We start from the raw sequence: 11,857 nt of genomic DNA, 5'->3' as shown, positions 1-11,857 counted from the left end.
TTGCGCTTTTCAAAAGTGAGCCGCTGTAAAAGCGGAACCGTTAGCAGCCGTTACCGCAGAAACGGATATGTACTCGGTCCAATCCAACATCCTGGTCGGCCCCGAGGCCGCCATCGGGGGCAAGCCCCCTCCCACATTTGGCCCTCGGACCGTCAGGTAGAACCCCGTCGGCTGTCAGGCCGTCACGGGGGCAAGCCCCTTCCCACATTTTGGTCCGCGTACGAAAGACTAGTCTTTTTTCAGCTTCGGATTGGGAAAAAACTGCACCGCCTGCACCTTCGGATCGGCCGGCGCTTTCAAGGCCGAGGTATTGACCCGCGTGCCCAACTCCCTGGGCACTGACAGCCCCTGGTCATTGAGCGTATCGGTATACCCGCAGGCCACACATTCGCGGTGCGGCACGTTGTCCTCGGTCCACATCTTCAGCTTGTCCGGCTCGCTGCACGCCGGGCAGACCGCCCCGGCGATAAATTGCTTTTTGGTAATAACAGGCCCTTCACTCATGCTGCCGCGCCCTCACCCAGGCCGCTGTGGCGCAAGAGTGCGTCAATCGACGGCGCCCGTCCGCGGAAGTCGACGAACAACACCATCGGCTCCTGGGAACCGCCCCTTGCAAGGATCGCTTCCCGGAAGGCGCGGCCGGTCTGGGCATTGAGCACGCCGTCTTCTTCGAACTTGGAGAAGGCATCCGCCGAGAGCACTTCGGCCCACTTGTAGCTGTAGTAACCCGCCGCATAACCGCCGGCGAAGATATGCGCAAAGCTATTGGGGAAACGATTGTAGGCCGGCGGACGCATCACCGAGACTTCATCGCGCACACCGTCGAGTACCTGCGCCACACTGCGACCGTCACCGTGGGTGGCGTGCAGTTCGAAGTCGAACAGCGAGAACTCGAGCTGGCGCACCATCATCAGGCCGGACTGGAAATTCTTCGCCGCGAGCATTTTTTCCAGCAGGTCCTGGGGCAGCGGTTCACCGGTTTCGTAGTGACCGGAAATCAGCGCCAGGCCTTCAGGCTCCCAGCACCAGTTCTCCATGAACTGGCTCGGCAACTCCACCGCATCCCAGGCCACGCCATTGATACCGGATACGCCGGCGTGTTCAACGCGGGTCAGCAGGTGGTGCAGGCCATGGCCGAACTCGTGGAACAGGGTGGTGACTTCATCGTGGGTCAGCAGCGCAGGCTTGCCGCTGTCGGCCGGGGTGAAGTTGCACACCAGGTTGGCCACCGGGCTTTGCAGCACGCCATCGATGGTGCGGCGGCGGTCGCGGGCGCCGTCCATCCAGGCACCGCCACGCTTGTTGGCGCGGGCATACAAATCAAAGAAGAAGCGGCCGACGTGCTGGCCGTTTTCCCTGATCTCGAACAGGCGCACGTCCGGGTGCCAGGCGTCGAAACCTTTCTGTTCGGCGATTTCGATGCCGTACAGGCGCTGCACAATGGCGAACAGGCCGCCCAGCACCTTGTCGATCGGGAAGTAGGCGCGCAAGGCCTCCTGGGACACGCTGTAGCGCTGCTCGCGCAGTTTTTCGCCGTAGAAACCGCTGTCCCAGCTTTGCAGATCAGGGCAACCCTGTTCAGCGGCGTAGGCTTTGAGCTGTTGCAAATCCTGGGTGGCGAACGGCTTGCTGCGCCGGGCCAGGTCGCGCAGGAAACTCAGCACCTGATCGCTCGACTCGGCCATTTTGGTGGCCAGGCTCAGTTCGGCGAACGACGCGTAGCCCAGCAATTGAGCCAGTTCCTGACGCAGGTCGAGGATCTGTTCCATCACCGGGCCGTTATCGTTCTGACCGGCATTCGGGCCCTGGTCCGACGCGCGGGTGCAGTAGGCCGCGTAGACTTCTTCACGCAGGGCACGGTCCTGGGCGTAGGTCATTACCGCGTAATAGCTGGGAAATTCGAGGGTGATCAGCCAGCCATCGAGACCTTTGGCCTGGGCGGCGGCGGCCATTTGCGCCTTGGCCGAATCGGTCAGGCCGGCGAGGGTGGCCTGGTCGATGACGTGTTTGGTCCAGGCCTGGGTGGCGTCCAGCAACTGGTTGGAGAATTTGCTGCCCAGCTCCGACAGCTTGCTTTGCACGTCGGCGTAGCGCTTCTGCTGCTCGGGCGGCAAATCGATCCCCGACAGGCGGAAGTCGCGCAGGGCGTGTTCCAGGATGGTTTTTTGCGCCACATCGAAACCGGCGGCTTCCGGGCTGTTGGCCAGGGCTTCGAAGGCCTGGAACAGTTCACGGTTCTGCCCCATTTCGGTGGAGTAGGCGCTCAATGCCGGCAGGCAAGCCTCATAGGCTTCGCGCAACTCGGCGCTGTTACACACGGCGTTGAGGTGGCTGACCGGGCTCCAGGCCGCGCCCAGGCGATCATTGAGCTCGTCCATGGCCAGGACCAGGCCCGCCCATGTCGGATTTTTGCCCTGGCTTTGCAGGATGTCTGCGATCGCTGCACGGTTGTCGGCCAGGATCTGTTCGATGGCCGGCTGGACATGCTCGGCACGGATCGCCGAGAACGGCGGCAGGTCGTAGGGCTGCAGAAGAGGGTTGTTCGCGCTCACGGTTGGCACCTTGGCTGAAGAAACAGATAAGACAAAGATGGGGCCATCTTAATTACAATCAACACCCACCGCAGCTATCAGTACAACAGAGAGAGGCTATCGTGACCCTTCGCACCTATCAGAATCACACGCCAACCCTGGGCACCGGGGCGTTTGTCGATGTTTCGGCGGTGGTGATCGGCGATGTCGAAATCGGCGCCGACAGCTCGGTCTGGCCATTGACGGTGATTCGCGGCGACATGCACCGCATCCGTATCGGTGCGCGCACCAGCGTGCAGGACGGCTGTGTGCTGCACATCACCCACGCCGGCCCTTTCAACCCGGACGGTTTCCCGCTGTTGATCGGTGACGACGTGACCATCGCCCATAAAGTCATGCTGCATGGCTGCACCGTGGGCAGCCGCATCTTGATCGGCATGGGCAGCATCGTCATGGACGGCGCCGTGGTGGAGGATGACGTGATCATCGGGGCCGGCAGCCTGGTGCCGCCGGGCAAGAAACTCGACAGCGGCTTTTTGTATGTCGGCAGTCCGGTTAAACAGGTCCGCCCGCTGACCGACAAGGAGCGTGCCTTTTTCACCTACAGCGCGGCGAACTACGTGAAGCTCAAAGACCTGCACATCGCGCAAGGATTCGACCAATGACCCTGCACCACCAGACCGTGCTGTTCGACCTGGACGGCACCCTCACCGACCCGCGCGAGGGCATCACCCGTTCGATCCAGTACGCCCTCGGCAAACTGGGCATCGACGAGCCGGACCTGACCCGGCTCGAACACTTCATCGGCCCGCCGTTGCTGCAGGCGTTCATGCAGTTCTATGGCTTCGACGAGGCCAGGGCCTGGGAAGCGGTGAATTTCTATCGCGAGCGCTTCAAGGTCACGGGGCTGTATGAAAACCAGGTATTCGACGGCGTGATGCCACTGCTCGAAGAACTGAACAGCCAGGGCCGCCAACTGTATGTGGCGACATCCAAGCCGTGGGAATTCGCCCGTGAGATCGCACGGCATTTCGACTTTGCCAAGCACTTCAAGGTGATTTACGGCAGCGAGCTGGATGGCACACGCACCAACAAGGTCGAGCTGATCGCCCACCTGGTGCGTGAAGAAGGGCTGGACCCGGCCACCACCTTGATGATCGGTGATCGCAAGCATGACCTGATCGGCGCGCGCAGCAATGGGCTCGACTCGGTGGCAGTGGGTTATGGGTTTGGCAGCTTTGAAGAGCTGAATGCCGAAGCGCCGAACTGGCATTTTGAGACGTTGGCAGAAATGCATCAGGCGTTTTTGCGGCGGACTTGAGGACGCCATCGGGGGCAAGTCGAATCGTCGCACCGCCCCTCCCACATTTTGAGCGGTGTACACAGGTCAATTGTGGGAGGGGCGGTGCGACGATTCGACTTGCCCCCGATGAGGCCCTACAGGGCAACCTTTTCCAATTGCCTCAACGCCGCCCTGCGCTGCTCCACCGGCAGCCCTCCCAACTTCTCCACCGCCCCATAGAACTTCACCCAATCCCGCCCTTCCTGCGCAAACAACGCCGCAAACGCCGGTACCCACTGGTCATACAGCCCGAACGGCAGCAGCCGCGCGTTGTTCATCGGCTGGTTGATCCACGCGTCGTAACGCTTGTCACCGCCCCACTGGCTATCGCGCAGGTGGCGGTACTCACGGCGCAGGCGCTCGAACTGCGCGGCCTTGGCCTGGCGCATCACCTCGGCCGCCAATGGCTGGGCGTAAAGGTTTTCCAGGCGTTTGCGGGTAGCGAGAATCAACTGGGTAAACTGGTCGCGCTGCTGCAGCGTCGCATTGCTCAGCGGCGCCAGGCCACGGGCGGCGCGCCATTGTCGCGTACCTTCCTGCTCGACAAAGCTGGCGAATGACTCGTTGAACTCGGTGTTGTCCTTCACATAGAAGCGCTGATGCGCCAGCTCGTGGAAGATCAGGGTGGCCAGACGTTCATCGCCCCAGTTCATCATCGAACTGATGATCGGGTCATTGAACCAGCCCAGTGTGGAATAGGCTTCGACGCCGCCAATCGACACGTCCATGCCTTGTTGGCGCAGCAATGCCGCCTCGCCACGCGCCGCGCCCTGGCTGTAGTAGCCGCGATAGGCTACACAACCGGCGATGGGGAAGCAGTGGTTTTGCGCTGACAAAGAAAATTCCTGCGTGGCGAAGACATTCCACACCACATAGGGTCGACCAATATCGGCATACAGCCGGTAGCTTTGATTGTCGGGCAAGTGCAGCTGTTCGCTGGCGAACGCACGGGCCTTCTGGGATTGAAGCAGATGCTCACGCAACCCTTGCGGACGAACCGGATCGGCGATGACCTCGGCCACCGGTTCCCGCGCCCGCAGCAGTTGCCACTGGCCACTGGCTAACTGGCCGTAGTAACTGACGCTGGAGCAGCCGCTGAGCAGCATCACCAGCAACCCAGGAAGAAAACGCCTGATCATGCCGCGACTGCTCCTGGGTACGCTTGAATCGAATTTGAAGGTTCCACGTGATGGCGTGTTTATACTCAAAATATCTTCTCGCGTTGAGTGCCTGCCATGCGCCAGCTTTTGTACCCCGTCGCCGCCCTGTTGCTCAGCGCTTGCGCATCGACGCCGATCCCGCCCATCGACCCGCAACAGGCCTGGGTCGATTTCACCACGCCAACCCCGGGCGCCAAATTGGTCATGGCTCAGCGCCTGGACGGGAAATACCTCGAAGACGGGCGCTATTTCCAAATGCCGCCCGGGGCCCACGAACTGATGGTGCGCTTCGACTTCGAAGTGCCCGCCGGAGGAGGGTTGGGGGGGCTCAGCCAGATGATGTATCGAACCTGCTTCATGACCTTGCAGTACGACCATTTCCAGGCCGGCCAACGCTACATACTGGAAGGGCGCTCATTGGCCTTCACGCCCAACATCCGTTTGTACGACCCGGCGCGGCAATTGCTGGCCGAAGAGCGCAGCGTGAACTGCATCTGATCAGTCGTTGTTCTTCTGGTAGATGATGCGCTTGGTGCCGTTTTCGCAGGAACCGACAATCATGGCGCTGTCATGATTCTTGGCTTCTTCGGCGGTGATGATTTCCAGGGTGTAGGACGGGATCGCCTTGGCCTGGATGTTGACTTCGATTTCTTTGCGCAGCTCTTCGCAGTCTTTTGGCGCGGCCATGGCCGAAGTGGCCAATACGCCGCAGATGACCGCCAAAGCAAAACGTTTCATGTGTGTAGCTCCCTGAATGCATTGCGCACGGGTGTGCGTCTAGGCTGCATAGGCTATAGGACCACATTTATGAAACACGAGTTCTGATTTAACGCAGAACAAAATGTAGGAGGGGGCAAGCCCCCTCCCACACTGTCCAGGGGTTAGTTCAGGAGCGTGGCATCCAGGGTGATGGTTGCATTCAGCACTTTGGACACTGGGCACCCTTCCTTGGCCTTTTTGCTCAGTTCGTCGAACTGCGCCTGGCTGGCGCCTGGGATCTTGGCTTTAAGCACCAGATGCACAGCGGTAATCGCAAAACCGCCCTCGACCTGGTCGAGCGTCACCTGGGCTTCGGTGTCGATGCTGTCAGCCTTGAGGCCTGCATCGCCGAGAATCATGGAAAATGCCATGGAGAAGCAGCCGGCGTGGGCCGCACCAATCAGTTCTTCAGGGTTGGTGCCCTTGCCGCCTTCGAAGCGGGCCTTGAAGCCATAGGGCGCTTCGCGCAGCACGCCGGTCTCGGTGGAAATCGAGCCCAGGCCAGTCTTCAGATCGCCTTCCCAATGCGCGGATGCCTTTTTAACGATACTCATAGCTTTCTCCTCGAACGGTGATTTTGCGTCAGTAAGGTTCTGAGGATAGACGCCGTCGCAAAGTTCATCTTGTCGGAAAGACCTACCAAATAAGTAGGAAATTTCATGGCTGCTATTGAATCTCGGGTATATGCCCTCATTGCATAGACCATGCACATGAAGCGGCAGGTTTTGGTTCGTCTAAGAAGCCTGCGCCCCTATTGGAGAAGCAGGCTATGAAATCGCTGTCCGACGTGAAGTTCTCGACCCTCGACCTGGTGCCCGTACGCGCCAACGGCAGTGCGGCACAATCGTTACGCAATTCCCTGGACCTTGCCCAGCACGTGGAAAAGCTCGGCTATAACCGTTTCTGGGTGGCTGAGCACCATAATATGGACGGTATCGCCAGCTCGGCTACCTCGGTATTGCTGGGCTACCTGGCCGGTGGGACCTCGACTATCCGCGTCGGCTCCGGCGGGGTGATGCTGCCCAATCACGCGCCGCTGGTGATCGCCGAGCAGTTCGGCACCCTGGAGAGCCTGTACCCTGGCCGTATCGACCTGGGCCTGGGCCGCGCGCCCGGTTCCGATCAGATGACCGCCCGCGCCCTGCGCCGTGAACGCTCCGGCAGCGCGGACGATTTCCCGCAAGACGTGGCCGAACTGATGGCCTATCTCGGCCCGCGTACGCCCGATCAGCGGGTGATCGCAGTCCCGGGCACCGGCACCAACGTGCCGGTATGGTTGCTGGGCTCGAGCCTGTTCAGTGCGCAATTGGCCGGTGAACGTGGCCTGCCCTACGCCTTCGCCTCACATTTCGCACCGCGCCTGATGCATGAAGCGGTTCGGGTGTACCGCAATCACTTCAAGCCTTCGGCGGTGCTGGACAAGCCCTACGTGATGCTCGGCATTCCGCTGGTCGCCGCGGACACCGACGAACAGGCCGACTACCTGGCCACCTCGGTGTACCAGCGCATCCTCGCGCTGATGCGCGGGCAGAGCCTGGTGCAGCGCCCACCGGTGAAAACCATGGAAGGCCTGTGGCTGCCCCACGAGAAAGAAGCGGTGGGCAGTTTCCTCGGCCTGGCGATGGTGGGCAGCCCGGCGAAGATCCGCGCCAAACTGGAGGTGCTGATCGAACAGACCGGCGCCGACGAACTGATCTTTACCTGCGACCTGTATGAGCACGCCGACCGGATTCATTCCTACGAGCTGCTGGCGCAGGTGATGAAGGGCTAAACCCCAGGCGAAAAAAAACCGACGCGCCTGCGTCGGTTTTTTATGTCTGCAACACGGGATCAACCGCGCTTGTAGACGATTTCCTTGGTGTCGCCTTCGCAACTGCCAATCACTTGGCCATCGGCGGCAGCGCCTTTATCCACAACATCCAGCGAATAGTGCTGAACGCCCTTGGCATCAAGCTTTGCCGCGAGTTCGCTTTTCAGCTCTTCACAAGGCTTGCCCGCCGCCAGGGCCGTACCTGCAATGCTCAACAAACCTACCGCCAACAGAAACTTCTTCATCCGATACTTTCCTTGCACTGGTCGAAAAGAGCATGCCGACGCTCAGGGCGTCGGCATGCATTGGGTGTAGCGCAGGTTATGGCAATCGGCCAGCGGTCAAAGTTCCGCGTGCCCGATCAACTACTGGCAATTCGGAATCCCACCTTCAGGGTGACCTGATAGTGCGCGACCTTGCCATCCTCGATATGCCCACGGGTTTCAGTCACTTCAAACCATTCCAGATGCTTGAGGCTTTTGCTGGCTTCGGCCAGGGCATTCTGGATCGCATCTTCGATGGTGGTGGTGGATGAGCCCACCAATTCGACTTTCTTGTAGGTGTGATGTTCGCTCATGGTGTTTCTCCTGTAGGTCGTCAATCAAGACTAGCAGTGAATATTCGTACTGCTTGAGGCGACCGCTCGGCCACGAAAGTTCAGATTTAATGCACTTTCTGAAACGGCCGCAGTCGGTATCTACACACGCCACTCAATCACTTCAGGAGATGTCCAAATGGCCAACACTTCTTTACGCAAAGCGTCGCTGGAAAGCATGGAAGCCGAGATTTCGAGCCTGCTCAAATCCCTCGAGAGCCTCAAGGACGACGCATCCGATGAGTCGCGCAAAACGCTGAAGGCCCTGAAAAGCAATGCCGAGAATGCCCTCAAGCACTCGCGCCACCTGATCAGCGACGCGTACGAAGAAAGCAAAGTCAAAATTCGCGAAACCGGCGTTGCCACTCGCGACTACGCACAAGAGCACCCATGGACCACCGCCGGCGTTGCCGTCGGTGCTCTGGGTCTGCTGGCAGCCTACCTGCTGTGCAAACGCGGCGACTAAACAGGTTGGCGCGCCAGCTCAGCCTTGAGCCACTGCGCCAATTGCCCGGCGCGCCCATCTGCGGCGCGCTTGGGTAGCCACAACGCCAGGTGCGCCGGGGTTTCACTGAAGCCCCACGGCGCCACCAGGCGACCCGCACGCAGGTCCTCCGCCACCAGCGGTTGTGGCGCAATCGCCACGCCCAGTCCTGCCACCGCCGCTTCCAGCAAATAATACAAATGTTCAAAACCCTGGCCGAGTTTCAGCGCGTCGGGCTCGATCCCGTGTTGCTGCGCCCAACTGGGCCAGGCTTGCGGACGCGACGTGGTGTGTAAGAGAGGTTCGCCACGCAAGGCCTGGGCCGGTGCCTGGCGCAGGCGCTCATAGCCGGCGAAGCGTGGACTCATGACGGCGCCAATGCGCTCGCTGGCCAGCTCGTACACCTGCATATCCGCCGGCCAAGGCGGCTCGGCGAATACCAGCAGGGCATCAAGGCCGGGGCGCCTGGGGTCGAGATCGCCGTCACCGGCCGACAGGTGCAGACGCAAGTCCGGCAAGTCGGCATTCAAGCGCCCCAGACGCGGTATCAACCAGCGGGCCAACAAGCTGCCCGAGCATCCCAGTACAAAGGGTGCGTCGGCGCTGCGCTGGGTGAGTTCGGCACACACATCGCGCAGACGCTCGAACGCTTCGACGCTGGCATCGCGTAACCTTGCCCCTGAATCTGTGAGTTTAAGGCCGCGTCCCTCCTTGACGAACAGGCTGACGCCCAGGTGTTCTTCCAGCACTTTCAATTGGCGACTGACTGCGCCATGGGTGACATGCAAGTGCTCCGCAGCCTGGCTGACGCTGCTGAGGCGGGCGGTGACTTCAAAGGCGCGCAGCGCATTGAGCGGCGGAAGGTCTCGGCTCATCTGTGAGTTTTCCTGACAGGTTACGGCGATCTTATCGGTTTTCAGCCCAGAGCGGCAGGGGTAGAGTGGTCCTCATTGTTTCCCACACCCCTTTCTTTCCTGGAGCGTCCCATGACTCAGTCCCAGACCGACCTGCGCAACGGCCCTGACGTCAACGGCCTGTTTGGCGCGTTCGGCGGCCGCTACGTCGCTGAAACCCTGATGCCGTTGATCCTCGAGCTGGCCCGTGAATACGAAGCGGCCAAGATCGATCCGGCGTTCAACGAAGAATTGGCCTACTTCCAGCGCGATTACGTCGGGCGTCCAAGCCCGCTGTACTTCGCTGAACGCCTGACCGAGTTCTGCGGCGGCGCCAAGATCTACCTCAAGCGCGAAGAGCTGAACCACACCGGCGCGCACAAGATCAACAACTGCATCGGCCAGATCCTGCTGGCGCGGCGCATGGGCAAGAAACGCATCATCGCCGAGACCGGCGCCGGCATGCACGGCGTGGCCACTGCCACCGTCGCCGCGCGCTTTGGCCTGCAATGCGTGATCTACATGGGCACCACCGACATCGAACGCCAGCAGGCCAACGTGTTTCGCATGAAGCTGCTGGGCGCCGAGGTGATCCCGGTGGTCGCCGGCACCGGCACCCTGAAGGACGCGATGAACGAGGCCCTGCGTGACTGGGTCACCAATGTCGACAGCACCTTCTACCTGATCGGCACCGTGGCCGGCCCGCACCCGTACCCGGCCATGGTGCGCGATTTCCAGGCCGTGATCGGCAAGGAAACCCGCGACCAATTGCAAGCCCAGGAAGGCCGCCTGCCGGACAGCCTGGTGGCGTGCATCGGTGGCGGCTCCAATGCCATGGGCTTGTTCCACCCGTTCCTGGATGACACCAGCGTCGAGATCATCGGCGTTGAAGCGGCCGGTCATGGCATCGAAACCGGCAAGCACGCCGCCAGCCTCAATGGCGGGGTGCCCGGCGTACTGCACGGCAACCGCACCTTCCTGCTGCAGGACGATGACGGCCAGATCATCGACGCACACTCGATTTCCGCAGGCCTGGACTACCCTGGCATCGGCCCTGAGCACGCCTGGTTGCACGACATCGGCCGTGTCCAGTACACCTCGGTGACGGACGATGAAGCCCTCGATGCTTTCCACAAATGCTGCCGCCTCGAAGGGATCATTCCGGCGCTGGAAAGCGCGCACGCCCTGGCCGAAGTATTCAAACGCGCACCGACCCTGCCCAAGGAGCACCTGATGGTGATCAACCTGTCCGGCCGAGGCGACAAAGACATGCAGACCGTCATGCACCATATGGAACAGTCCCAGCAGGAGAAACATTGATGAGCCGCCTGCAGACGCGCTTCGCGCAACTCAAAGAGCAGAACCGCGCCGCCCTGGTGACCTTCGTCACCGCCGGCGACCCGGGCTATGACGCCTCGCTGGCCATCCTCAAAGGCCTGCCCGCTGCCGGAGCCGACGTGATCGAGTTGGGCATGCCCTTCACCGACCCGATGGCCGATGGCCCGGCCATCCAGTTAGCCAACATCCGTGCGCTGGAGGCCAGGCAGAACCTGGCGAAAACCCTGCAGATGGTTCGCGAGTTCCGCAAGGACAACGACGACACGCCCCTGGTGTTGATGGGCTACTTCAACCCGATCCACAAGTACGGTGTCCCGCAATTCATCACCGACGCCAAGGAAGCGGGCGTAGACGGGCTGATCGTGGTGGACATGCCGCCTGAACATAATGGCGAACTGTGCGACCCGGCCCAGGCGGCGGGTATCGACTTTATCCGCCTGACCACGCCGACCACTGACGACGCACGCCTGCCGACGGTGCTCAACGGCAGCTCCGGCTTTGTGTACTACGTGTCGGTAGCGGGCGTGACCGGTGCCGGCGCGGCCACCCTGGAGCACGTCGAAGAAGCCGTGAGCCGCTTGCGTCGCCATACCGACCTGCCGATCAGCATCGGCTTCGGTATCCGTACACCGCAGCAAGCGGCGGCCATCGCGCGCCTGGCGGACGGTGTGGTGGTGGGGTCTGCGCTGATCGATCACATCGCCAACGCCGACAGCCACCAGCAAGCGATCGATGGCGTATTGAGCCATTGCGCGGCGCTGTCCGAAGGCGTGCGCAACGCACGTCGGTAACTACCGGTCCGGATTCTTGCGCTAGGCTTGTGGGGTGACATGCAGTCACCCCACCAGCACTTCATGCCTCTTGTCGTCTAACCGCCTCTGCAAGCCCCCCGCAGTTCTTGCCTCCCGGTTGTTAAGTTAGCTGCATCAGAAGTCATCCCTGGCT

The 11,857-nt window shown here is 61.2% G+C and carries 15 protein-coding genes; 7 read left to right on the top strand and 8 right to left on the bottom strand.

What is annotated here, in order from left to right; translation table 11 throughout:
- Positions 1-228: 228 nt before the first annotated feature.
- Together BFP89_RS17905 and prlC are read right to left on the bottom strand one after the other, a co-directional pair.
- A complete protein-coding gene (locus tag BFP89_RS17905) occupies positions 229-504 on the bottom strand; it encodes a YheV family putative zinc ribbon protein (RefSeq protein ID WP_065886753.1) in 276 nt (91 codons plus the stop codon).
- On the bottom strand, positions 501-2,552 hold the full coding sequence (prlC, locus tag BFP89_RS17900) for an oligopeptidase A (RefSeq protein ID WP_065886752.1): 2,052 nt from the start codon (positions 2,550-2,552) through the stop codon (positions 501-503). Before prlC ends, BFP89_RS17905 begins: the two co-directional genes overlap by 4 nt.
- Positions 2,553-2,653: 101 nt before the next feature.
- Between prlC and BFP89_RS17895 the strand changes: the two genes are divergently transcribed.
- Positions 2,654-3,196 carry a gamma carbonic anhydrase family protein gene (locus BFP89_RS17895; protein WP_065886751.1) on the top strand — a complete coding sequence of 181 codons (543 nt, stop codon included), beginning with the start codon at positions 2,654-2,656 and terminating at the stop codon, positions 3,194-3,196.
- Positions 3,193-3,852, top strand: coding sequence for an HAD family hydrolase (locus BFP89_RS17890; protein WP_065886750.1), 660 nt, complete (start codon positions 3,193-3,195; stop codon positions 3,850-3,852). The genes BFP89_RS17895 and BFP89_RS17890 overlap by 4 nt, the downstream gene beginning before the upstream one ends.
- Positions 3,853-3,968: 116 nt before the next feature.
- On the opposite strand, the gene BFP89_RS17885 is transcribed toward BFP89_RS17890, so the two are convergent.
- Entirely contained in the window at positions 3,969-5,012 is a 1,044-nt protein-coding gene (locus BFP89_RS17885) for an aminopeptidase (RefSeq protein ID WP_065886749.1), read from the bottom strand.
- A 96-nt stretch (positions 5,013-5,108) separates the two neighbouring features.
- Here BFP89_RS17885 and BFP89_RS17880 point away from each other — a divergent pair, with 96 nt between their 5' ends.
- The gene (locus BFP89_RS17880; RefSeq protein WP_065886748.1) at positions 5,109-5,531 is read left to right on the top strand and encodes a PA0061/PA0062 family lipoprotein; all 423 of its coding nucleotides are present in this window, start codon (positions 5,109-5,111) and stop codon (positions 5,529-5,531) included.
- On the opposite strand, the gene BFP89_RS17875 is transcribed toward BFP89_RS17880, so the two are convergent.
- Positions 5,532-5,771 (bottom strand): DUF1161 domain-containing protein, encoded by a 240-nt coding sequence (locus tag BFP89_RS17875; RefSeq protein ID WP_065886747.1) that lies wholly within the window; start codon positions 5,769-5,771, stop codon positions 5,532-5,534.
- A 143-nt stretch (positions 5,772-5,914) separates the two neighbouring features.
- Positions 5,915-6,346: an OsmC family protein gene (locus BFP89_RS17870; RefSeq protein ID WP_065886746.1), complete on the bottom strand. Its 432-nt coding sequence runs from the start codon at positions 6,344-6,346 to the stop codon at positions 5,915-5,917.
- A gap of 215 nt (positions 6,347-6,561) precedes the next feature.
- On the opposite strand from BFP89_RS17870, the gene BFP89_RS17865 reads away from it, so the two are divergent.
- A complete protein-coding gene (locus BFP89_RS17865; RefSeq protein WP_065886745.1) occupies positions 6,562-7,563 on the top strand; it encodes an LLM class flavin-dependent oxidoreductase in 1,002 nt (333 codons plus the stop codon).
- A gap of 59 nt (positions 7,564-7,622) precedes the next feature.
- Here the strand turns inward: BFP89_RS17865 and BFP89_RS17860 are convergent, their stop codons facing one another.
- Positions 7,623-7,847 (bottom strand): DUF1161 domain-containing protein, encoded by a 225-nt coding sequence (locus BFP89_RS17860; protein WP_065886744.1) that lies wholly within the window; start codon positions 7,845-7,847, stop codon positions 7,623-7,625.
- A 116-nt stretch (positions 7,848-7,963) separates the two neighbouring features.
- Positions 7,964-8,179: a dodecin gene (locus BFP89_RS17855; protein WP_065886743.1), complete on the bottom strand. Its 216-nt coding sequence runs from the start codon at positions 8,177-8,179 to the stop codon at positions 7,964-7,966.
- A gap of 157 nt (positions 8,180-8,336) precedes the next feature.
- Here BFP89_RS17855 and BFP89_RS17850 point away from each other — a divergent pair, with 157 nt between their 5' ends.
- Positions 8,337-8,663: a DUF883 family protein gene (locus BFP89_RS17850; protein WP_003170746.1), complete on the top strand. Its 327-nt coding sequence runs from the start codon at positions 8,337-8,339 to the stop codon at positions 8,661-8,663.
- On the opposite strand, the gene BFP89_RS17845 is transcribed toward BFP89_RS17850, so the two are convergent.
- On the bottom strand, positions 8,660-9,556 hold the full coding sequence (locus BFP89_RS17845; protein WP_065886742.1) for a LysR family transcriptional regulator: 897 nt from the start codon (positions 9,554-9,556) through the stop codon (positions 8,660-8,662). The genes BFP89_RS17850 and BFP89_RS17845 overlap by 4 nt on opposite strands.
- A gap of 111 nt (positions 9,557-9,667) precedes the next feature.
- Here BFP89_RS17845 and trpB point away from each other — a divergent pair, with 111 nt between their 5' ends.
- Positions 9,668-10,894, top strand: a complete 1,227-nt coding sequence (trpB, locus tag BFP89_RS17840; RefSeq protein WP_065886741.1) for a tryptophan synthase subunit beta — start codon at positions 9,668-9,670, stop codon at positions 10,892-10,894.
- A complete protein-coding gene (trpA, locus tag BFP89_RS17835; RefSeq protein ID WP_065886740.1) occupies positions 10,894-11,703 on the top strand; it encodes a tryptophan synthase subunit alpha in 810 nt (269 codons plus the stop codon). Before trpB ends, trpA begins: the two co-directional genes overlap by 1 nt.
- Positions 11,704-11,857 lie beyond the last annotated feature (154 nt).

It is taken from the genome of Pseudomonas sp. 31 R 17, from assembly GCF_900004915.1.
Lineage (GTDB): Bacteria > Pseudomonadota > Gammaproteobacteria > Pseudomonadales > Pseudomonadaceae > Aquipseudomonas > Aquipseudomonas orientalis_A.
This window is presented reverse-complemented; position numbering and strand designations above follow the sequence as displayed.